The organism is Bacillus sp. LNXM12-1 (genome assembly GCF_003004375.1).
Lineage (GTDB): Bacteria > Bacillota > Bacilli > Bacillales > Bacillaceae > Bacillus.
The window spans coordinates 1-20,872 of record NZ_PVWX01000005.1 but is presented as its reverse complement, the minus strand read 5'-3'; the positions used below and the strand labels follow the sequence as shown (position 1 = coordinate 20,872).

The window sequence follows — 20,872 nt, the reverse complement described above, 5'->3', positions numbered from 1 at the left end:
GAGTCATGAAGCTTCTTTCTCAAACGGAAACGTCGCATAATCAAACAAAAAATGAAACAACCAAAGACTAAGGGCAAAAAGAATTTCCTCAGAAGTAGACAGCCAAATGCCGTCAACCAATTCGTCTGATAAATAAACAGCACCCCAAATAAACAAAAGGTGAAATAAAATGGCATAGAAAACGATGGATCGTTTTTTAGACCGGCACTTTCGAACAAACTGCATGAGCACGTGCTCCAGATGTTCAAAAGAGATCCCGAGTACAACATAGATGCCCATAAACAGTAGTAGCGATAAAATTGATTGATAAAAAGCACCCGTCAAATGAAAGAACAGCACACAAAACAACAAAAATATGTAACAGACAACCGATATCGCCATCAGCCACTTCACCCCTTGCCATAAAGCGTGAACAGATTGCTGCATGGATAAACAACACTCCTTTACATGAAGATACCTGCAAAAAGGACAGCCTTTTTGCAGGAAGGTGGAATTAATCCTCTTTTTTAGGTGCAGCGATGACAGGGTGTTTTTCAGTATCAAGCAATTTCAAGAATTCTTCACCTTGATCTAAATGATCAAGAACAAGCTGTTTCGGTGTGACCGCAAGCCACTGATTGAGTGAAATGTCTGCATAATGGTCGCTCTTAAAGATTTCTAAGAAATAAAGCGGTTCGTCGCCTGTATTCTCTACATAATGCCCCATTGCAAATGGCACATATCCAACGTCTCCCGCCTGATAGTTGAAGGTTCTCGCATGTCCATCAGAAGCAAATACGGTCATTCGTGCCTTTCCAGAAATGAAATATTGCCATTCATCCGTATTTGGATGCCAGTGCAGCTCACGAATGGCGCCTGGATCGACTTTCACAAGAGCAGAGGCAATTGTTTTAGATGCTTTAAAATTGGTAGAATCCGCAATCCACACTTGTCCACCGCTTGACGTAATCGGCTCTTGTTTTAACAGCTCATATTTAAAGGAATTCGGGACCTCTCCTTGCTCTGTTTTCACCTTGTCACATTCAAGGGAACCAGGAATTCCTTTTTGGAAAATATACTTTTCTTTCTCTGGCAGCTTGTCAAACTGCTCCTTTGTCATACCGAAGTTCTTGAGCACGACTTCCTCTGGCGTATGGGCAAGCCAATCCGTTACTTGGAACGTACTATTTTCTGAGAATGACCCATCATCAAACACAAGCAAGAATTCAGCTCCCGGCTCAAGTGCTTGAATAGAGTGCGGCAAGCCAGAAGGGAAGTACCACAAATCACCCTCAGTCACATCCTCTGTAAAATTGCGCCCCTCTGCATCAACCGATGTAATCCGAGCTTCCCCATAAATCATGTACGCCCATTCCGCTTCCTTATGCCAGTGCAGTTCACGAATCGCACCAGGCTTTAGCCGCATATTAACAGAGGCAAGACTTTTAGAGATCGGCAGTTCACGTACCGTTACCTCGCGGGCGTAGCCGCCTTTTTCTAAACGATTGTGTGTATCAGAAAAAGAATATTTCATGTTGGAGACCGTTCCATGATCGGTTTCTGGCGGCGTGAGCATATCTGGATTTTGTCTGTCCCGCTCGAGATTACGTGGAATTTTGACCGTTGCTCCTTTTTCTCCTCGAATCGGCTGCGGTACACCATTTTGCTTTTCACTCATGATAAAATCCCCTTTCAACATCGTATTGTGTGAGGTGACAAAAGGCCTTTCATTTCGCCCTCGTTTTCATAAGGTGAAACGAATCAAGAAGATGTCAATCTGATTCATCATTTTTTTGAACAGCGACCAATCGTTGGATGAGCTTGCTTAATTCATCAAACTTTCGTTCAAAGCGTGTCAGCAAGTAAACCGTCAAAATGGCAGGGAAGCCAGCCTGACCGAGCTGCTTCAGCCATTCCTCTGAAAAAAAGGTCTCCATTTGTCTCACCTCCCAGCGGATGCTCGTCTTCTATATAAGTGGTATGAAAGAAAAAAAAGGAAAGCAGAGGGGGATAAAATGAACCATTAGACCCGTTTCACGAAGTTTACTTTTTTTAACTTTTGTCCACTTAATGCTAGTAGAGGGAACAAAGGGGAGGATGCACATGGATTATCGGCTGTTATTGAAAGCAAAATGGAAGGAAATCATTGATCACCCGCTCATTCAGCAGTTTTTAAGCAACCCGAAAAACGAGCAGCTGCTCAAACAAGTCATGGAAGAGCCAAACGAGGAAAATGCCAAAAAACTAGATTCCGAGTTCAAACAGTTCTATCAGAAAATCCGCATCATCAAGTATATCTCCACAATGATACGCATCTTTTCAGTCGACTTTGACAAACGAGTAAAAAAGAAGCAGCAGCGTTTTCCGCTCATACTCGATCATTCTGATACGCAAGAAGTGAAAGACCCTGTTCAAACAGATACGTATGAAGCCGTGCTCTTCAACCAGCAAGACCTAGGGGAGCATCTGCAAGATCAAACATTGTACAAGGCCTACCAGCAGCTGACAGACAAACAAAAAATGGTCTTAACCCAAATCTATGTCGAAGGCCAAACGATGAAGGAAATAGCCGACCGGCTAGGCGAAACGAGACAAAATATCTCAAACATACACAAAAAAGCGCTCAACAAACTAAAAGAAGAAACAGGGGGAGATGTCCGTGAACGAAGAAAAAATGACCAATGGGGAAATGGAAGAACTCATTGAAACCTTCACACCCATGATCAAAAAGAAACTACAAAACACGGCATATCAAGAAAGAGAAGACCTCGAACAAGAACTCTATATCAAACTCATCGAAAAAGTAGACTGGCTGATTTACCAAGAGGGACCTGGCTTTTGGGAGTTTATTGTGGAATATATGACGAAGTTGTAAGATAGTTAAACACAAAAAAAGACTCGCTCACACAGAGCCGAGTCTTAATTTTTTTTGCAGTTTTTCTTCACTGAAAATCCAGCCGGTATAGGAATTTTTGATTTGGTGGTCCATGTCGATATGGCAGATCGCGACAAAAGGGTAGTGACCTTTGCTGCGGTAGCGCAAATCAATGAACCGTACCTCGTAATGATCCTTGTATTTATCCACTTCCCACCGGTAGACAGGGGAGAAGGAGAGAAAGGCTGAGATGTTTTCGTCTTGTTTGGCAATTTTCATAATCTCTGTATCAGGGACCGGCACACGGTTAAAGGTGTCTAAAATGACGATTTCCCCATTCATGCTGCGCCCAACATGGAAAGAAGATTTACATTTCACGGCAATGCGCCATTGTCTGAACTTCATTGTAGGCGAAATAATAATCTCTTCAATTTCATCGAATTGTGCACGCAGCTGATGTTTAATCTGAAGCTGCATGATCACCCTGACGATATAGTAACAGAAAATCACGGCGTACAGCGTAATGAACGTATAGCCGGGATGTCCGCCAATGGCCCAAACGACAATGGCGACAAGGTGTGTAAAAAAGATGAAAGGATCAAACGTGTTAATGATCCCAAGCGCTACCCATTTCTTTGAAAATGGACGAATGGCCTGCGTGCCGTATGCATTGAATATATCCACAAACACATGGAGCACAACGGCTAATAGTGTCCATAACCAAAGGTGAAGTAAATCTGCCCCCGGCACAAATGGGAAAATCACAGCCGGAATCAGCAATGACCAAAACAGTACAGCAGGAATGGAATGTGTAAATCCTCGGTGATTTCTTATATAAACCGCATTATTTTTTAGTTTTAGCACAGTATCAATGTCTGGTGCTTGGGAGCCGGCGATGGTCGCGATCATCACGGCGTGTGCCATGTGTGGATCTGCGCTGACGGCTGGATCTAAAAGTGCAAGTCCCCCAAGAGAAATGCCCATTACTACATGAGTACCAGTATCCAATTGATTACCTCCTAGTTGTCATGCTTAGGAACAATCATACAAAGTATACGCCTTCTTTCAAGACTATGTGCAAAAGCACTTTTGCTTTGTCTTGATTTAATGTAACATGTTAACGTATCTACAAACAGTATACAACAAATAAGGTTCTTTTCAGAACGTTAGCCCTCGGTTCAATGAGAAGGAGTATAGATATGAAAGACATTCAAGAAAAGCTGGACCGCAAAGATATTGCGGGATTTCAGCATGATTTAATTGATTGGTATGAAAAAGAACAACGAACACTACCGTGGCGTGAAAATCAAGATCCATACCGCGTATGGGTATCAGAAGTAATGCTCCAGCAAACGAGGGTGGATACGGTCATTCCGTACTTCAACCGGTTTATGGAGCAATTCCCCACGGTGAAAGATCTTGCTTTAGCTGATGAAGAAAAGGTCATGAAAGCATGGGAAGGTCTTGGCTACTACTCAAGAGTGCGTAATTTACAGGCAGCTGTGAAAGAAGTATATGAATCCTACGGGGGCGTTGTCCCTGATTCGAAAGAGCAGTTTTCAAAGCTTAAAGGTGTAGGTCCGTATACGAGCGGTGCAGTGCTGAGTATCGCCTATAACAAGCCGTACCCTGCGGTAGACGGCAACGTCATGAGGGTCATTTCCCGTATTTTGTCTGTATGGGATGATATAGCAAAACCAAAAACGAGAAATATTTTCGAGTTTGCGGTCGATCAGCTCATTTCCCGGGAAAAGCCGTCAGAATTCAATCAAGGGCTGATGGAGCTAGGTGCGCTCATTTGCACCCCAACATCCCCTGCATGCCTCATTTGCCCTGTGAACATGCATTGCTCGGCACTCGAGGAGGGCGTTCAGCATGAGCTCCCAGTGAAAAGCAAAAAGAAAAAGCCGACTGCAAAATCAATGGCAGCAGCGGTGTTATTTGATGATGCAGGCAACCTATATATTCATAAGAGGCAAAGTACAGGTCTTCTTGCGAATTTATGGGAATTCCCTAACATGGAAACCATGAAGGGAAGAAAAACGGAAAAAGAGCAGCTGGTTGATTTCTTAAAAGAGGAGGCGGGTGTACAAGCGGAGCTTGGTGATTTAGAAGGCACCATTCAGCACGTATTTACCCACCTCATCTGGAATATTTCTGTTTTCTTTGGACGAGTTACCTCTGTATCTGATGACACGATGCTGAAAAAAGTCACAACAGAGGAATTTGAGGCATATGCTTTGCCAGTCTCACACCAAAAAATCTGGAAGATGGCACTTGAAGAGCCTAGTCGTATTTAACCGTTGTACCATGAGTATAATCGGCTTCATTTCTGTGCAGACCCCCGCGGTCTTCAATTTCAGAAATGATTTCTCGATACTTAGATTGCCCTTCTTCGTTCAAATAAGGTAAAATTTGTTGGAAAGCATGATGAAAGAAAGCAAGCTCAGTATCTTTCCATTGATCCTTGGACATCATGCCAAGCTGGCTTAAATCGCGTCCGACATACATGAATGTAACCTCCTAATAGGAATTTTCCTATTAGTGTGAAGCGAATGAACGAAAACTATTCAAATCAGGAGATGAACCATAATGAGTCAACGTAAATGTGCATTAATTACAGGCAGCAGTAGAGGAGTAGGGAAAGAAGTAGCCCTTCGCCTGGCTGAAAAAGGATATGACATTGTCATTAACTATGCGAGAAGCAAAAAAGCCGCACTAGAAACAGCGGAAGAAATTGAAGCGATGGGCGTGAAAACATTGGTTGTAAAAGCCAACGTAGGCCAGCCAGAAAAAATTAAAGATATGTTTCAGCAAATCGATGAAACCTTTGGCCGTTTAGATGTATTTGTGAACAATGCAGCATCAGGTGTTCAGCGTCCAATCATGGACCTTGAAGAAAATCATTGGGACTGGACGATGAATATCAATGCGAAGGCTTTGTTATTCTGCGGACAAGAAGCGGCGAAATTAATGGAGAAAAATGGCGGCGGACATATCGTCAGCATTAGCTCACTAGGCTCCATCCGCTACCTTGAAAATTACACAGTGGTCGGCGTATCAAAAGCGGCACTAGAAGCTTTAACGCGTTACCTATCCGTTGAGCTGTCACAAAAAAATATTGTCGTGAACGCAGTATCAGGCGGTGCGATCGATACAGATGCACTAAAACATTTCCCGAACCGGGAAGAACTTTTAGAAGATGCGAAGAAAAATACACCTGCTGGCCGAATGGTAGAAATTAAAGACATGGTTGACAGCGTGGAGTTCCTTGTATCAGGCAAGGCAGACATGATTAGAGGACAGACCATTATTGTGGATGGCGGACGTTCTTTGCTAGTTTAAAAAAATCATGAATAGGATGTACACCTTCTGCACAAATTAATGTGCGTGGAGGTGATAATGATGGATCAACAACAAAACAAAACAAACGCACAACAAGTGAAGAAACAAAACCAAGCTTCTGCACAAGGCGGTCAATTTGGTACTGAATTTGCTAGCGAGACTGACGTACAGCAAGTAAAAAAATACAACCAAAAAGCTGAGCAAAACAAACAACAAAACAGCTAATCACTGAAACAAAGGAAAGCACTTCATCTACGAATGAAGTGCTTTTCTTTTTGCCTCTCCCCACCATCCGACAAAACCTGTAAAACCTCTACATAAACAGTCAAAGGATTTCCTCCTTCTTTCAAGAAATGGTATACAGACAAAAAGTGGATTCGATGAAAAGGGAGGAGTTAGATGTCTGATTTCGATCAGCTTGTAAAAGAACAAATGCAGCTCATGGATCAACTGCTCAATGTACAGGGAGAACTCGATCTATGCTTAGAAACAGAAAAACAATTGCTGCAGGATGAAAAAAAAGAAGAGTGGCATAGGCTTTGTGATCAAATCAAACAGAAACGGGAGGAACTGCAAAAAGTCCAAACCTTATTTACAAAACAGACAGAAGAGGTCATCAATTCATACAAGCAGATGGAAAAGAGTTCAACCGTGATGTAAGACAGTGTGCCGTTCAATTGGGTTGAATGGCTTTTTCATTTCATTTTTTAATGATGTAACGGTATAATATAATAGAGACATGTTTAGTTGGGAAATTAGGTCTTTGGACTGTTAGGTTTGTTTGTTATAGAAAGTAGGGGAGAAAATATGGGCTATCCCAAGGAAGGAGAAACCATCCAAATTCAAAGCTATAAACATAATGGGTTGATCCACAGGATTTGGAATGAAACCACCATTCTGAAAGCAACGGAATTGTGTATCATTGGTGCAAACGACCGTACAATGGTGACTGAATCCGACGGCCGTACTTGGATGACGAGAGAACCGGCTATTTGCTATTTCCATGCAAAACAATGGTTTAATGTGATTGGGATGCTTAGAGATGATGGGGTATATTATTACTGCAACATCAGCTCTCCTTTTGCGACAGATGAAGAAGCAATTAAGTATATTGATTACGATTTAGATGTCAAAGTCTTTCCAGACATGACGTACAATATTTTGGATGAGGATGAATATGCAGATCATAAGAGGCAGATGAATTATCCAAAGGAAATCGATAGTATCTTAAGAGAGCATCTGAATACATTATTGCATTGGATTCACCAGCGGAAAGGTCCGTTTGCTCCTGAATTTGTGGATATGTGGTATGAACGTTTTTTACATTATACAAAATAAGCAAGAGTAGCAAAAACCTGTTTGGCTTTTTAGGCTAACAGGTTTTTGACTGCGTACGGATAAGAGGCACTGATAGATTGGGAAGGAGATTTACATGGGGGTCATTAAACGCTACATGGCTTTTGTTACACCGTATAAAAAACAGATTGCATTGACAATGGTCATCGGGATGATCAAGTTCTCGATTCCCTTAACATTGCCTCTGCTTTTAAAGTATGTCATTGATGATGTCATTCAAGGCTCGGGGTCGGCTGAAGAAAAGACATCATCTCTATTGATCATTATGGGAATCATGCTCGTCTTATTTTTAGTGATGAGGCCGCCTGTTGAATACTATAGACAATACTATGCGCAGTGGACAGGCAGTAAGGTATTATTTGATATTCGGGAAAAGCTGTTTTCGCATATTCAAAAGCTCAGTCTTCGTTATTATGCCAACACGAGAACTGGGGAAATTATTTCAAGGGTCATCAACGATGTGGAGCAGACAAAGGAGTTTGTCATCACAGGTCTTATGAACATTTGGCTTGATTTGATGACCGTGCTGATCGTGATCGCCATTATGTGTACACTGGACATCAAGCTCACCATCGTGTCTGTCATTATTTTTCCGCTATATGCGTTTGCAGTGAAGTATTTTTACGGCAGGCTTCGCAAGCTGACAAAAGAGCGGTCGCAGGCGCTGGCTGAAGTGCAAGGGCATCTGCATGAGCGGGTACAAGGAATGCCAGTCATTCGGAGCTTTGCCATTGAAGAATATGAACAAGAACATTTTCATGATGAAAACAAAAATTTTTTAAACAAAGCGATCAACCATACGAATTGGAACGCCAAAACATTTGCCGTCGTCAATACCATCACTGACATTGCACCGCTATTAATCATTGCATTTGCTGGCTACACCGTAATTAATGGATCACTTTCGATCGGGACCATGATTGCCTTTGTCGGCTATATTGACCGGATGTACAACCCGATTCGCCGTCTCATTAACTCATCCACGACTTTAACCCAGTCAGTGGCGTCAATGGATCGTATTTTTGAATTTATTGATGAGCCATATGAGGTAACAGATCGGCCGAATGCAAAAGAAGCTGATCATTTAAAAGGTGAGGTCGAATTTAAAAATGTGTCGTTTCGTTATGAACACACACAGGAAGAGATTCTGCACAATATCTCCTTGAAAGTAGAAAAAGGACAAACGGTTGCGCTTGTAGGAATGAGCGGTGGAGGGAAGTCGACACTCGTCAGCTTAATTCCAAGGTTTTATGATGTCACAAACGGGTCACTTGAAATTGACGGCATCGATATCAAAGAGTACAAAGCAAGAAGCCTTCGAAATCAAGTCGGAATGGTGCTGCAGGATACATTCTTATTCAGTGACACGATTAAAGAAAATATTGCGGTGGGAGACCCAGAAGCATCTTTTGAAAAAATCGTTTCGGCTGCAAAAGCGGCAAATGCCCATGATTTTATTATGTCTCTTCCTGAAGGATATGACACGAAGGTAGGAGAACGGGGCGTGAAGCTGTCAGGCGGTCAAAAACAGCGTATTTCAATTGCAAGGGTCTTTCTTAAAAATCCACCGCTTTTGATTTTAGATGAAGCGACGTCTGCACTTGATTTAGAAAGTGAACATTACATTCAAGAAGCGATGCAAAAGCTAGCGAAGGACCGTACAACCTTTATTGTCGCGCACCGCTTATCGACGATTACTCATGCTGACCTCATTGTCGTCATGGAACAAGGCGAGATTGTGGAAAAAGGAACACACGAAGAATTAATGAACAGAGACAGCCACTATCGCCATCTATTTACCATTCAAACATTAAATTAGTAGAAGCCTATCCGATTCTAGCGGATAGGCTTTTTTATGCTTGTCAAAAACATGACATATTTCCCAGCTTGTCTCAATACAATTTTAAAAAGTATGACGGGGTGGTGAATATGTGAAAGAACAAGACGTGCTGCTAGATGTCAAACAGCTGTCCATTGCGTTTCAGCAAAAAAAGCAAAAAGTACCCATCGTCCATCACTTATCGTTCTCGATTCAAAAAGGGGAAACCTTAGGGATTGTTGGCGAATCTGGCTGCGGGAAAAGTATCACATCTATGTCATTAATGGGCCTGAACCAGCAAACAGACACAACGGGTGAGGTTCAATTCGAAGGGCAAAACCTGCTGTCGCTTTCAGAAAAACAGTGGCGAGAGATAAGAGGGAATGACATTTCGATGATTTTTCAAGAGCCAATGACCTCTCTGAACCCATTAATGACCATCGGCAAACAAATGACGGAAGCCCTTTTCACACATCAAGCAATCGGTCAAAAAGAAGCAAAAGCAAAGGCGGTTGATCTGCTTCAGACAGTTGGATTGAAGCAAGCCGAATCGTTGCTTAAAAAATACCCGCATGAATTATCAGGCGGCATGCGCCAGCGTGTCATGATTGCGATGGCGATGCTTTGTCACCCAAAGCTCATGATCGCAGATGAACCGACAACTGCACTTGATGTGACCATCCAAGCGCAAATCCTTCGCCTGCTCAAAAAGCTAAACGAAGAGATGGACACCGCTATTTTATTTATAACCCATGATCTAGGCGTCGTGCGGCAAATATGCCAGCGAGTCATGATTATGTATGCCGGTCGAATTGTAGAAGAAGGAACCGTTGACCGTATTTTTCAAAAACCTCTGCATCCCTACACAAAAGGTCTTTTCGCCTCAGTTCCATCGTTTAAAGAGAAAAAAGAAAAGCTCATCTCTATTACAGGTCATGTACCTAAGCCGGGAACCATTCGATCCGGCTGTCAATTTGCCGCGCGCTGTCCTTATCAAATGGCGCAATGTCTTGAAGAAGATCCAGTTTTACAATCCATTGAACAGGACCACCGCGTGGCATGCTTTCTAATGGAAGGAGGAGAAGACACTGAGTCGCCCACTCTTGCAAGTGAATCAGCTGACAAAACGGTATGACACAGCCGCTTTTTTTTCTAAACACAAACATTCGACTCTGGCTTTAAATCAAGTGTCCTTTCACGTGAAGGAGGGGGAAACGCTTGGCATTGTCGGTGAATCAGGCTGCGGGAAATCAACACTTGGCAAAAGCTTAATGAGATTGACTGAACCGACGTCAGGCTCTATTCAACTGAAAGGGCAAGATGTCACTCTTTTGAAAGAAAGAGAGATGCGTTCTTTAAGAAAAGACATTCAAATGATTTTCCAAGATCCATACGCTTCATTAAATCCACGAATGAAAATCAAAGATATTTTAGAGGAACCGCTGATTGTTCACTGGCATGGGACGAAAGCAGATAGACGAAAGCGGGTAAAAGAGATGCTGCATATTGTCGGATTTGATCCTTCCTACGGGGAACGTTATGCGCACCAATTCAGCGGCGGACAAAGGCAGCGTATTGGTATCGCTAGAGCACTCATTACCCATCCAAGTCTTGTCATTGCGGATGAACCCGTTTCGGCTTTAGATGTATCCGTTCAAGCCCAAATTTTGAATTTGATGCTTGAATTGCAAAAGACACTTTCTCTGACGTATCTATTTATTTCTCACGATCTTGGTGTTGTCAGGTATATGAGCGACCGAATCGCCGTCATGTATGCTGGCCGCATTGTCGAGATGGGGCCTGCCGAAGACGTGTTTCACAGCCCGCTTCATCCTTATACGTCGCTGCTTCTGAAATCCATTCCACATATGGATCACGTGCTAGAGACGCAAGATGTGTCAGCAGAAGAGTCTGCCATGACGCCAAGCGGCGGATGTCCTTTCTTCAAAAGGTGTCCAAAAAGGTGGGAGAAATGCCTAAAAGCAGTCCCTGCTTTGTATGAGGAGGAACCGGGGCACGCAGCGGCGTGTTACTTATATCAAAAGGAGGAACACAATGAAGAAGACATGGTTGTTCAGTAGTTTCATTTTTGTGCTGGCACTTGCACTGTTTTTGGGGGGATGCTCGTCCGCACCGTCATCAGAAGAAAAAGCAACAAAAGACACCCTCGTATTTGGCAGAGGAGGAGACTCCACTTCACTAGATCCGATCACAACGACAGAAGGCGAAACCTTCAAGGTCACAGAGAATATGTTTGAAAAGCTACTGAATTATGGTGAGAAAGACACGACCATCCATCCTGGTCTCGCAACAGACTGGGATGTTGCAAAGGACGGTAAATCGTACACGTTCTACTTGAGAGAAGGTGTGAAATTTCACGATGGCACAGACTTTAACGCAGAAGCAGTGAAATTCAACTTTGACCGCTGGATGAATGGTGATGCAGAAAAATTTCCTTACTATGGCATGTTTGGCGGCTATAAAAAAGATAAAGGACATGTGATTAAAGACATCATCGTCAAAGGAGAGCATGAAGTTGAATTTCAGCTAAAGCGCCCGCAGGCGACATTCCTTAAAAACATTGCTATGTCACCGTTTGGCATCGCAAGTCCTGCGGCTGTTGAAAAAAGCGGTGATTCTTTTCGTGAGAATCCAGTGGGAACAGGACCATTCAAGTTTAAAGAGTGGAAGCAAAACGACCGTATCGTGTTAGAAAAGAACGAAGATTACTGGCAGAAGGATAAACCAAAACTGAATCAAATCATCTTCCGCTCTATTCCAGAAAACTCGGCTCGTTTAAATGCCCTGAAAACAGGTGAGATCGATTTGATGGATGGCGTGAATCCGTCAGATTTAGATGGCATTAAAACTGATAAAGCACTCCAGCTTATTGAAAGACCATCAATGAACGTAGGCTATATCGGACTGACCGTCACAAGAAAGCCGCTTGATAACAAGCTCGTTCGTCAGGCACTCAATTACGCGGTCGATAAAGAATCCATCATTGAGTCATTTTATGGCGGACTTGCCGAGCCAGCAAAAAATCCTCTTCCCCCAGCTTTAGAAGGCTACAATGACGACATTGATCCATATCCGTATGATCCAGAAAAAGCGAAGGAACTTTTGAAAGAAGCGGGTTTTCCTGACGGCTTTCGCATCAAGCTTTGGGCGATGCCTGTACCGCGTCCATATATGCCAGATGGGATGAAGGTAGCAGAAGTCATTCAATCAAACTTTGAAAAGGTCGGCGTCAAAGCAGAAATTGTGACATATGACTGGGCGACCTATTTAGATAAGGCAAGTAAAGGGGAAGCAGATGTGTTCTTATTAGGCTGGACAGGGGACAATGGTGATCCTGATAATTTCATCTACACACTGCTGGACAAAGACAGCATTGGCGGCAACAACTATACATTCTTCGAAAACGATAAAATGCACGACATCCTCATTGAAGCGCAAACAAATACAGATCAAAAGAAACGAAATGACCTGTATAAAAAAGCGCAAGAAATCATTCATGATGAAGCACCTTGGATTCCATTGGTGCATTCGATCCCAATGCTTGCAGCATCTAGTGATTTAAAAAGCTATCAACCGCATCCAACTGGTTCAGAAGCTTTAACTGACGTGTATTTCGAATAAGCAAATAAGGGAGATCTTGTCTCTCCCTTACAGCGTGTAGACAAACCCTCGCATTCGGTGTCAGTCCTGCGTTCCGGTGCTCACGAATGTCAAATTCGCTTCGCGCCAGTACTCGTCCTTCCTAGACTGCAAAGGTTTTCTATCACGCTGAAAAGAAGACAAAGAAAAAGGCGGTGAAAGCTGTTTGTTTGCTTATTGTATGAAGCGGGCAGGAATGCTCATCCCAGTATTGATTGGAATGACATTGGTCGTGTTTTCAATTATTCGGTTTATTCCAGGGAACCCAGCACAGGTCATCTTAGGACAGCGGGCAACGAAAGAGGCAGTAGAACAATTAACCATCCAGCTCGGTTTAAACCAGCCTTGGTATGTTCAATACGGACATTACATGCTGGGGCTTTTAAAAGGGGACTTAGGGACTTCGATACGAACAGGAGCGGCTATTGCCCAGGAAATGAAGCCTTACTTATTTGCAACGTTAGAATTGACCTTTTTTGCCATGGTGCTGGCGATTGTTGTGGGAGTGAATGCCGGAATCATTAGTGCTTGGTTTAAGCATTCCATCTTTGATTATGTCGCAATGTTTATTGCACTCATTGGAGTGTCTATGCCGATTTTCTGGTTAGGCTTAATGGGGCAGTGGCTGTTCTCGATCGAATTAGGTATTTTGCCGACGACGGGCCGAGAAAACGTAAGGAATCCAGTGGAGTCGATCACGTATATTCATACGCTGGACACGCTTTTGCAAGGCCGGTTTGATCAATTCACTGACAGCATCAAGCATTTGGTATTACCAAGTACAGCACTTGCGACAATTCCTGCTGCGATTATTGCAAGGATTACAAGGGCAAGTATGCTGGAAGTGCTTCATTCAGATTTTATTCGAACAGCAAAAGCAAAAGGGGTACGTTCATTTTTCATCATTTATCAGCATGGGCTGAAAAATGCGCTTATTCCGATCTTAACGATTATTGGTCTTCAGACAGGCCTCTTGCTAGGCGGAGCCATTTTAACAGAGACCATTTTTGCATGGCCGGGCATTGGGCGATATATATATGATGCCATCAGCTATCGGGATTACCCAGTCATTCAAACTGGCATTCTCATCGTTGCGCTCATATTTGTCCTGATCAATTTCATTGTGGACATCTTGTATGCGGTCATTGATCCAAGGATTAAATATTAGGGAGGGAGAGTGATAACATGGAAGCGCAAAAAGAGCTTGAACCACCTCAACCAAAAGAAGAACGCTCTCAATCATTGATTCTTGAATCGATGAAACTGTTCTTTCAGCACAAGCTGGCGGTCATTGGCAGTGTGATTGTCTTTTTATTTCTTATCTTAGCAATATTCGCACCGCTCATTGCTCCTTTTGGAATCAATGAACAATCTCTCGGTGAGCGATTTAGTGCGCCATCAGCTGCGCACTGGTTTGGTACAGATGATTTCGGCAGAGATATATTTTCAAGAGTTGTGCATGGCGCGCGGATTTCCTTATGGGTTGGTTTCTTCTCGGTTCTCGGGTCTGTCATTTTAGGCACACTGCTTGGATTGATAGCAGGCTATGGCGGAAGAGTGCTAGATGCTGTGATCTCGAGATTGTTTGATATTTTACTCGCTTTTCCTAGTATTCTACTAGCGATTGCGATCGTCTCCATTTTAGGCCCCTCCTTACAAAATGCCCTTATTGCCATTGCGATCATTAATGTCCCAACCTTTGGACGGCTCGTTCGTTCAAAAGTGCTGAGTATTAAACAAGAAGAATACGTGCTGGCAGCAAAGGCGGTTGGGATGTCACACCGCCGCATCGTGCTGCGTCACATACTGCCAAATAGTATGGTGCCGGTCATCGTACAGGCGACGCTTGCGATCGGAACGGCGATTATCGAGGCAGCCGCTTTAGGCTTCTTAGGATTGGGTGCACAGGCACCAAGCCCAGAGTGGGGGAAAATGCTCGCCGATGCGAGACCTTATCTCGTGCAAGCCCCCTGGACATTAATTTTCCCAGGTGTAGCGATTATGCTGACAGTTTTGGGCTTTAACTTGATGGGAGATGGATTAAGAGACACACTGGATCCTAAAATGAAGAAAATAAAATAAGACCGATTCTAGGAATCGGTCTCAGCGCGCAGACAAACCCTCGCATTCGGTGTCAGTCCTGCGTGCCGGTGCTCACGAATGTTCAATTCGCTCCACTCCGGTACTCGTCCTTCCTAGACTGCAAAGGTTTTCTATCACGCTGAAAAGAAGACAAAAGGCTAAAATGAAGATCATTTTAGCACTTTGTCAACAATCTAAGACCGATTCTAGGAATCGGTCTTTTCTCATTTTATGCTTCTTTTTCATCTGTCTCAATTTCACTGTCTTTTGGGTGATACGTCTGGAAGCTTGTAATCAATGTATCTAAATGCTCTAGTTCATCACGGTATTCGATGATGCTGGACATGACATTCAGCATATTGTAATCGAGCAAGTCGTTTTCTTGGTTTTGCTGATGCTGGATAAATGATTTCGTTAACGTTTCAAGACGAAGAGAGCATTCATTTTGAAATTCATCGTCCTGCGGTTTCATTTTACCGACGAATTTCATCAAGGTACGCTCATGCCAATACAGTAAGTAATCAATTTCATCTGTTAAGCTTTCCCTGAAATGCTCTGGCATCAAATGAATTTCATTTTCTAATTTATGAAGCTTTTTCAGCAAGTAAAGAGCGCGATTCGATGCCATAATGGCCTGTCTAAACAAAACGAGCTTTCTTGATTTTACATAGGTTGTTTTCTTTAAATAGCTTCGTTCCTCTTTGTATAACAAGTAAATGTGATCTAATTTGATCATGCGTTCTTTTATTTGATCGATGTCATCCTTTAAAGTGGAATGATCAGTAGACTGTCTGGAGCTCAGACGGATCCATTTTAAAATCTCCTCCGTATTTTCCATAATGTGATGAACAAGCTTTGTTTCATACTTTGGCGGCAGGAAGATTAAATTCACTAAAAATGAAGAAAGAACTCCTAACACCACAGTAGCTGTTCGAATTAAGGCAAAGGAAAGGAAATGATCCCCAGCACTTTCTAAAATCGCAATGACGGTTACAAGTGCAATTGGAATCGTGTGTTCAATCTTCAGCTTTAAATTAATGGCGATGACCATGACGGCGGTTAAACCGATAATGACTGGCCCAGTGCCAAAAAGCAGACCGAACGTAATGGCAAGTGCTGCTCCAATAATATTGGCTTGCACTTGATCAACAATCGTTAAAAAAGATCGATAAATAGATGGCTGGATAGCAAATACAGCTGCAATTCCCGCGAAGACGGGCGTTGGCAACCCAAGCCATGTTGCCAGGTAAAGCGCGAGTACAATGGCAATACCAGTTTTTAAAATACGGGCTCCAAGTTTCATTGGTTTTGTCCCTGCATTCCTTTCTTTTTGATAATAGATGATCACTCGTCATTTATCATCAATATTTTGATGAACAACTAAGTAATATACAGCGGTCTTCCGAAATATTCAAGTGATTTTTGAAAGTTCATGAAAACATCAAAAGAAGGTATTGAGAAGAAATGTAACAGATTCGCACGCTTTTGACAAACAAGAGCTGATAAATAAAAAAACAGGCGCATTTTTTTTCGCCTGTTTTTGACCCTATTATGATTGTTTTAACTGTTCAAACGCATGATCTACTGCTTGCAGCGTCTCAGAAATATCTTTTTCAGTATGTGCGATCGTTAAGAACCAAGCTTCATATTTAGAAGGAGCGAGGTTAATCCCTTGAGAAAGCATTAATTTGAAGAAGCGGGCGAACATTTCGCCATCCGTATTTTCCGCCTGTTCATAGTTTACAATGGTTTCTTTTGTGAAATAAATCGTGAGAGCCCCTTTTAAGCGGTTCACCGTAATATCTACTTGATGTTTTTTTGCATGGGCTAAAATGCCTTCTTCTAGCATAGCGCCAAGCTGATCAAGGCGCTCGTAAACACCATCTTGTTTTAACACTTCCAAGCATGCAATACCAGAAAGAATGGATGCAGGATTTCCTGCCATCGTGCCAGCTTGATAGGCTGGTCCAAGAGGAGCGACTTGCTCCATAATTTCTTTTTTACCGCCGTAAGCACCGATCGGAAGTCCGCCGCCAATGATTTTTCCTAATGCAGTGAGGTCAGGTTTTACTTGAAGCAAGTCCTGTGCTCCTCCGTACATAAAGCGGAAAGCTGTAATCACTTCATCATAGATCACAAGTGCGCCCTTTTCATGAGTGAGGTCATTGACCTGCTGCAAGAAGCCGTCCTTAGGCTCCACGATGCCGAAGTTCCCGACAATTGGCTCGACAAGGACAGCTGCGACTTCATCGCCCCATCGATCCAATGCTTCTTTGTAGCTGTCAATATCATTAAATGGAACGGTAATGACTTCATTGGCGATGCTCTTTGGTACGCCTGCTGAATCAGGGGTTCCTAAAGTGGAAGGACCAGAGCCAGCTGCCACAAGCACAAGATCAGAGTGGCCGTGATAGCATCCGGCAAACTTAATGATCTTTGTTCTGCCTGTATATGCGCGCGCGACACGAATCGTTGTCATCACCGCTTCTGTTCCTGAATTGACAAAACGAACTTTGTCCAAAGCAGGCATGGCTTCCTTCAGCATTTTAGCAAAAGTGACTTCATGCTTCGTTGGCGTTCCGTAAAGGACACCTGTTTCAGCCGCTTTTGTAATAGCTTTTGTAATATGCGGGTGAGCATGTCCTGTAATAATTGGACCGTATGCTGCTAGATAATCGATATAGCGGTTTCCATCAACATCCCAAAAATAAGCGCCTTCTCCTCTTTCCATAGCCACGGGTGAACCGCCGCCTACTGCCTTATATGAACGAGACGGACTGTTGACACCTCCAACGATATGCTCCAGCGCCTCTTGATGTAATTTTTCTGATTCTGTGAATTTCATAAATAGCCTCCTATCTCAACGTATCACGTCGTCTATCATTATTTTAACATGCCGATGCAAGCGTCCTTAGTTGAATATCCTCTCAAAATTGGATAGGCTAATTAAAAAATAGGTTGGAGGGATTGTGTCATGACAATCGAAATAGGCCAGCAAGTACCTGAAATCGAATTAACCGGTGACAATGGGGAGAAAGTAAAGCTTTCTGGCTTTAAAGGAAAACATATTGTCCTTTATTTCTATCCAAAAGATATGACACCAGGCTGTACAACAGAAGCATGTGATTTCCGCGACCGCCATCAAAGCTTTGCAGAATTAGATGCTGTCATTATCGGCGTAAGCCCAGACAGTCAGGACAAGCACCAAAAGTTTAAAGAAAAACATGATTTACCGTTCCTGCTTCTTGTAGACGATGAACAGAAATTGTCTGAAGCCTTTGGGGTATGGAAGCTGAAAAAGAACTTTGGCAAAGAATACATGGGCATTGAACGTTCAACGTTTCTTATTAATAAAGAAGGAACGCTTGTGAAAGAATGGCGAAAAGTCAAGGTGAAAGACCACGTAGAAGAAGCGCTTGAGGAACTGAAAGCTCACGCTTAATATCATCACAGGATGAGATCGGCAGACATGCCGGTCTTTTTTGTGAAGAAGAATAGGTAAAAAAGAGGATTGTAATTGACAAAGATTCGGCTCTGGGGGTACACTATTTATAAAGATTATAATATAAGAATATTTTTGAAGAGAGGTGCATGATGAAATGGCTGCTCACGAACTAAAAGACGCTTTAGATGCTTTAAAAGAAACCGGTGTTCGAATTACTCCGCAGCGCCATGCCATCTTGGAGTTTCTCGTAAATTCTATGACTCACCCAACCGCGGACGATATATATAAAGCACTTGAAGGAAAATTTCCAAACATGAGTGTCGCAACGGTTTACAACAATTTACGAGTCTTCCGGGAATCTGGATTAGTAAAGGAATTAACGTACGGTGATTCCTCAAGCCGATTTGATTTTGCGACATCTGACCATTACCATGCGATTTGTGAAAACTGCGGAAAAATAGTGGACTTTCATTATCCTGGCCTTGATGAAGTTGAACAGCTTGCATCCCATGTGACGGGCTTTAAGGTCAGTCATCATCGCTTGGAGATCTATGGAACTTGTCAAGAATGTGCGAAAAAAGAAAATCATTAATGAAAAAGCTGACCGGTTAAATGGTCAGCTTTTTTTATGACTTTTTTCGATTGTAGGATTCATCAAACTCTTTGCCTTCTAATGCTGGATCGAGTGTAAGCGGTTCCCTGCAATGCATGCACATGTCCACACGCCCAAGCACTTTTGTTTCTTTCTCACAGCCTGGACAAACGACACGTACTGCCTTCGTAGAAAGCATACCGATCCAAAAGTAAACTACTGTACTCAATCCGATCGATAAGACGCCGAGCAGCATAAAGAAAGTCGACAGCCAAATCGATTCCTTGAAGAACACACCGATATACATGATCAGAAAGCCAACAAAAACCAAACTAAGTGCAAATGTTCTGATTTTATTAATTTTACTGGAGTATTTCGCCATCCCTAGTCCCCCTTGTCTCCAATATAGCACATTTTACCTTTCCGTTTGAATTAGTTATAGAGTTTTGTGAATAAATTGCTTATAATGATTCAATGATCTTTTTTCTTGTATTGAAGGAATTTTGATTCTATGAGGAGAAATACATAGCATTAGAGAAGAACTTTACACCCGAGTATTGGAGGAATCACTATGGAAAATCTTCTCCGTCCTATTTATCAAGAGAGAGCAAGCCATCCAGACACATTAGCTGTGATTATAGTAGAAAGAAGACACAAAGTATCTTCTGAGACGGATAACTTTGATGCAGCACTTCTAGTCATTGTAAAAGAAGCGGAAGAGCCGTTATTTATCAAGCACTATGAATCCGATCACCAAACAGCTTCTTTAAATGTTGTCACAGATGATCAGCTGAAGGAATGGATTACCCTCGGCACTAACCGCCGAATCATTGATTGGATTTTGAATGGGAAAGTCCTATTTGATCGAAATGAATATATTTTCAACTTGATTGATGAACTGAGTACATTCCCGTTTTCAAACCGCAAACTTAAAATCGGTTTAGAATACGGCAAGCTCATTCGCAGATATATAGAAGGAAAAGCATTTTTTGAGTCAAATCAATTCCTTGATGCATATAATTCAATTGTGCATGCTCTGCATCATTTGGCACGTATTGAAGTGATCGATAAAGGCTTCCACCCAGAAGTGACGGTTTGGAATCAGGTGCGTCATATGGAACCGGAAGTATATAAACTTTATTCAGAACTCATTGAAAGCCACGAAAGTCTGCATAAGCGTTTGGAACTTTTATTTTTAGCAAATGATTTTTTGATCCATTCAAAAGCAGAAATTGGTGCCGCTCATTTGCGTCATGTCATGGAACAGCAAGATATATGGCTTTTTGGCGAGCTTCTCGCGCATCCTGATCTCAAGTATTTCACGCCTGACCTTAGCGTCATGATTGATTTCTTTGTGGAAAAAGGAATTGTTCAAGTGGAGCCGATTGAGACAAAGGGACAAAAAATCTATCATCGAGGATATTTTGTGAAAAAAGATATTGACGCATGAATATTATGATGGTATATTATTATACGTCGCTAACGAGCAACCAAGTTGCTTTGAAAGAAAAGCTGACAAAAAGAAATTATAAAAAACACTTGACGCACACAGCGCCGAAATGTTATATTGAGAAAGTCGCCTCTGAGCGACAATGAAGATGATCTTTGAAAACTAAACAAGACAAAACGTACCTGTTAATTCGAGTTTTTATAAAAAAATCCTATGAAACATCATAGGTAGTCAGTCAAACTGGCGAGGCAGGAAATGATCACATGCTA

23 protein-coding genes and 1 pseudogene are annotated in these 20,872 nt (G+C 42.5%); 16 read left to right on the top strand and 8 right to left on the bottom strand.

The genetic code is table 11. The features are described from left to right. Window positions 1–3: 3 nt before the first annotated feature. The 3 genes from C6Y07_RS16670 to C6Y07_RS16660 form a co-directional block, all read right to left on the bottom strand. Window positions 4–426, bottom strand: a complete 423-nt coding sequence (locus tag C6Y07_RS16670) for a regulatory YrvL family protein (protein ID WP_060595810.1) — start codon at window positions 424–426, stop codon at window positions 4–6. 67 nt (window positions 427–493) lie between these two features. Then, complete coding sequence (locus C6Y07_RS16665) at window positions 494–1,657, bottom strand: oxalate decarboxylase family bicupin (RefSeq protein ID WP_106037160.1); 1,164 nt, start codon at window positions 1,655–1,657, stop codon at window positions 494–496. A 94-nt stretch (window positions 1,658–1,751) separates the two neighbouring features. Then, window positions 1,752–1,916, bottom strand: coding sequence for a YvrJ family protein (locus tag C6Y07_RS16660; protein WP_003217819.1), 165 nt, complete (start codon window positions 1,914–1,916; stop codon window positions 1,752–1,754). Between the two features lie 166 nt (window positions 1,917–2,082). On the opposite strand from C6Y07_RS16660, the gene C6Y07_RS16655 reads away from it, so the two are divergent. Together C6Y07_RS16655 and rsoA are read left to right on the top strand one after the other, a co-directional pair. Next, on the top strand, window positions 2,083–2,685 hold the full coding sequence (locus C6Y07_RS16655; protein WP_106073161.1) for a sigma-70 family RNA polymerase sigma factor: 603 nt from the start codon (window positions 2,083–2,085) through the stop codon (window positions 2,683–2,685). After that, entirely contained in the window at window positions 2,633–2,854 is a 222-nt protein-coding gene (gene rsoA, locus C6Y07_RS16650; protein ID WP_034620885.1) for a sigma-O factor regulator RsoA, read from the top strand. The genes C6Y07_RS16655 and rsoA overlap by 53 nt, the downstream gene beginning before the upstream one ends. A gap of 27 nt (window positions 2,855–2,881) precedes the next feature. Here rsoA and C6Y07_RS16645 read toward each other — a convergent pair whose 3' ends face one another. After that, the gene (locus C6Y07_RS16645; protein WP_060595813.1) at window positions 2,882–3,862 is read right to left on the bottom strand and encodes a metal-dependent hydrolase; all 981 of its coding nucleotides are present in this window, start codon (window positions 3,860–3,862) and stop codon (window positions 2,882–2,884) included. Window positions 3,863–4,053: 191 nt separating this feature from the next. On the opposite strand from C6Y07_RS16645, the gene mutY reads away from it, so the two are divergent. After that, complete coding sequence (gene mutY, locus C6Y07_RS16640; RefSeq protein ID WP_106031311.1) at window positions 4,054–5,154, top strand: A/G-specific adenine glycosylase; 1,101 nt, start codon at window positions 4,054–4,056, stop codon at window positions 5,152–5,154. Here the strand turns inward: mutY and C6Y07_RS16635 are convergent. Further along, a complete protein-coding gene (locus tag C6Y07_RS16635) occupies window positions 5,141–5,365 on the bottom strand; it encodes a hypothetical protein (protein WP_060595815.1) in 225 nt (74 codons plus the stop codon). The genes mutY and C6Y07_RS16635 overlap by 14 nt on opposite strands. An 81-nt stretch (window positions 5,366–5,446) precedes the next feature. Between C6Y07_RS16635 and fabL the strand changes: the two genes are divergently transcribed. The 10 genes and pseudogenes from fabL (at window position 5,447) to C6Y07_RS16585 (ending at window position 15,116) form a co-directional block, all read left to right on the top strand. Further along, the gene (gene fabL, locus C6Y07_RS16630; RefSeq protein ID WP_024425211.1) at window positions 5,447–6,199 is read left to right on the top strand and encodes an enoyl-[acyl-carrier-protein] reductase FabL; all 753 of its coding nucleotides are present in this window, start codon (window positions 5,447–5,449) and stop codon (window positions 6,197–6,199) included. A gap of 75 nt (window positions 6,200–6,274) precedes the next feature. Beyond that, a pseudogene (locus C6Y07_RS16625) lies at window positions 6,275–6,424 on the top strand (gamma-type small acid-soluble spore protein); the annotation flags it as partial. Window positions 6,425–6,598: 174 nt separating this feature from the next. Then, on the top strand, window positions 6,599–6,859 hold the full coding sequence (locus tag C6Y07_RS16620) for a YgaB family protein (RefSeq protein WP_106072578.1): 261 nt from the start codon (window positions 6,599–6,601) through the stop codon (window positions 6,857–6,859). Between the two features lie 147 nt (window positions 6,860–7,006). Then, complete coding sequence (ntdP, locus tag C6Y07_RS16615; RefSeq protein WP_012009337.1) at window positions 7,007–7,537, top strand: nucleoside tri-diphosphate phosphatase; 531 nt, start codon at window positions 7,007–7,009, stop codon at window positions 7,535–7,537. Window positions 7,538–7,631: 94 nt separating this feature from the next. Further along, window positions 7,632–9,374: an ABC transporter ATP-binding protein gene (locus C6Y07_RS16610; protein ID WP_060595817.1), complete on the top strand. Its 1,743-nt coding sequence runs from the start codon at window positions 7,632–7,634 to the stop codon at window positions 9,372–9,374. A gap of 112 nt (window positions 9,375–9,486) precedes the next feature. Next, window positions 9,487–10,509 carry an ABC transporter ATP-binding protein gene (locus C6Y07_RS16605; protein WP_106157068.1) on the top strand — a complete coding sequence of 341 codons (1,023 nt, stop codon included), beginning with the start codon at window positions 9,487–9,489 and terminating at the stop codon, window positions 10,507–10,509. Then, window positions 10,478–11,455, top strand: coding sequence for an ABC transporter ATP-binding protein (locus C6Y07_RS16600; protein ID WP_106071858.1), 978 nt, complete (start codon window positions 10,478–10,480; stop codon window positions 11,453–11,455). Before C6Y07_RS16605 ends, C6Y07_RS16600 begins: the two co-directional genes overlap by 32 nt. After that, the gene (locus C6Y07_RS16595; RefSeq protein ID WP_106031307.1) at window positions 11,430–13,016 is read left to right on the top strand and encodes an ABC transporter substrate-binding protein; all 1,587 of its coding nucleotides are present in this window, start codon (window positions 11,430–11,432) and stop codon (window positions 13,014–13,016) included. Before C6Y07_RS16600 ends, C6Y07_RS16595 begins: the two co-directional genes overlap by 26 nt. Window positions 13,017–13,200: 184 nt before the next feature. After that, a complete protein-coding gene (locus C6Y07_RS16590; RefSeq protein WP_066031776.1) occupies window positions 13,201–14,202 on the top strand; it encodes an ABC transporter permease in 1,002 nt (333 codons plus the stop codon). 17 nt (window positions 14,203–14,219) lie between these two features. Then, window positions 14,220–15,116 (top strand): ABC transporter permease, encoded by an 897-nt coding sequence (locus C6Y07_RS16585; RefSeq protein WP_106071857.1) that lies wholly within the window; start codon window positions 14,220–14,222, stop codon window positions 15,114–15,116. A gap of 229 nt (window positions 15,117–15,345) precedes the next feature. Here the strand turns inward: C6Y07_RS16585 and C6Y07_RS16580 are convergent, their stop codons facing one another. Continuing rightward, complete coding sequence (locus C6Y07_RS16580; RefSeq protein WP_066031775.1) at window positions 15,346–16,419, bottom strand: FUSC family protein; 1,074 nt, start codon at window positions 16,417–16,419, stop codon at window positions 15,346–15,348. Between the two features lie 246 nt (window positions 16,420–16,665). Then, window positions 16,666–17,961 (bottom strand): glutamate-1-semialdehyde 2,1-aminomutase, encoded by a 1,296-nt coding sequence (locus C6Y07_RS16575; protein WP_034664957.1) that lies wholly within the window; start codon window positions 17,959–17,961, stop codon window positions 16,666–16,668. 129 nt (window positions 17,962–18,090) lie between these two features. Between C6Y07_RS16575 and bcp the strand changes: the two genes are divergently transcribed. Together bcp and perR are read left to right on the top strand one after the other, a co-directional pair. Then, window positions 18,091–18,558 (top strand): thioredoxin-dependent thiol peroxidase, encoded by a 468-nt coding sequence (gene bcp / locus C6Y07_RS16570; protein WP_066031126.1) that lies wholly within the window; start codon window positions 18,091–18,093, stop codon window positions 18,556–18,558. Between the two features lie 157 nt (window positions 18,559–18,715). Further along, window positions 18,716–19,153, top strand: a complete 438-nt coding sequence (gene perR, locus C6Y07_RS16565) for a peroxide-responsive transcriptional repressor PerR (RefSeq protein ID WP_012009347.1) — start codon at window positions 18,716–18,718, stop codon at window positions 19,151–19,153. Between the two features lie 34 nt (window positions 19,154–19,187). On the opposite strand, the gene C6Y07_RS16560 is transcribed toward perR, so the two are convergent. Beyond that, a complete protein-coding gene (locus C6Y07_RS16560) occupies window positions 19,188–19,535 on the bottom strand; it encodes a YgzB family protein (protein ID WP_003217804.1) in 348 nt (115 codons plus the stop codon). 189 nt (window positions 19,536–19,724) lie between these two features. Between C6Y07_RS16560 and C6Y07_RS16555 the strand changes: the two genes are divergently transcribed. After that, entirely contained in the window at window positions 19,725–20,603 is an 879-nt protein-coding gene (locus C6Y07_RS16555; protein WP_034664951.1) for a nucleotidyltransferase-like protein, read from the top strand. The last annotated feature ends 269 nt before the right edge of the window (window positions 20,604–20,872 follow it).

Excerpts from the sequence above, each read along its gene's own strand:
- C6Y07_RS16670 (WP_060595810.1), bottom strand. The coding sequence starts at position 426 with ATGCAGCAATCTGTTCACGCTTTATGGCAAGGGGTGAAGTGGCTGATG.
- C6Y07_RS16610 (WP_060595817.1), top strand. The coding sequence starts at position 7,632 with ATGGGGGTCATTAAACGCTACATGGCTTTTGTTACACCGTATAAAAAA.
- C6Y07_RS16585 (WP_106071857.1), top strand. The coding sequence starts at position 14,220 with ATGGAAGCGCAAAAAGAGCTTGAACCACCTCAACCAAAAGAAGAACGC.
- C6Y07_RS16635 (WP_060595815.1), bottom strand. The coding sequence starts at position 5,365 with ATGTATGTCGGACGCGATTTAAGCCAGCTTGGCATGATGTCCAAGGAT.
- rsoA (WP_034620885.1), top strand. The coding sequence starts at position 2,633 with ATGTCCGTGAACGAAGAAAAAATGACCAATGGGGAAATGGAAGAACTC.
- C6Y07_RS16580 (WP_066031775.1), bottom strand. The coding sequence starts at position 16,419 with ATGAAACTTGGAGCCCGTATTTTAAAAACTGGTATTGCCATTGTACTC.
- C6Y07_RS16555 (WP_034664951.1), top strand. The coding sequence starts at position 19,725 with ATGGAAAATCTTCTCCGTCCTATTTATCAAGAGAGAGCAAGCCATCCA.
- C6Y07_RS16660 (WP_003217819.1), bottom strand. The coding sequence starts at position 1,916 with ATGGAGACCTTTTTTTCAGAGGAATGGCTGAAGCAGCTCGGTCAGGCT.
- C6Y07_RS16665 (WP_106037160.1), bottom strand. The coding sequence starts at position 1,657 with ATGAGTGAAAAGCAAAATGGTGTACCGCAGCCGATTCGAGGAGAAAAA.
- C6Y07_RS16560 (WP_003217804.1), bottom strand. The coding sequence starts at position 19,535 with ATGGCGAAATACTCCAGTAAAATTAATAAAATCAGAACATTTGCACTT.
- C6Y07_RS16655 (WP_106073161.1), top strand. The coding sequence starts at position 2,083 with ATGGATTATCGGCTGTTATTGAAAGCAAAATGGAAGGAAATCATTGAT.
- C6Y07_RS16595 (WP_106031307.1), top strand. The coding sequence starts at position 11,430 with ATGAAGAAGACATGGTTGTTCAGTAGTTTCATTTTTGTGCTGGCACTT.
- C6Y07_RS16620 (WP_106072578.1), top strand. The coding sequence starts at position 6,599 with ATGTCTGATTTCGATCAGCTTGTAAAAGAACAAATGCAGCTCATGGAT.
- perR (WP_012009347.1), top strand. The coding sequence starts at position 18,716 with ATGGCTGCTCACGAACTAAAAGACGCTTTAGATGCTTTAAAAGAAACC.
- C6Y07_RS16575 (WP_034664957.1), bottom strand. The coding sequence starts at position 17,961 with ATGAAATTCACAGAATCAGAAAAATTACATCAAGAGGCGCTGGAGCAT.
- ntdP (WP_012009337.1), top strand. The coding sequence starts at position 7,007 with ATGGGCTATCCCAAGGAAGGAGAAACCATCCAAATTCAAAGCTATAAA.
- fabL (WP_024425211.1), top strand. The coding sequence starts at position 5,447 with ATGAGTCAACGTAAATGTGCATTAATTACAGGCAGCAGTAGAGGAGTA.
- bcp (WP_066031126.1), top strand. The coding sequence starts at position 18,091 with ATGACAATCGAAATAGGCCAGCAAGTACCTGAAATCGAATTAACCGGT.
- mutY (WP_106031311.1), top strand. The coding sequence starts at position 4,054 with ATGAAAGACATTCAAGAAAAGCTGGACCGCAAAGATATTGCGGGATTT.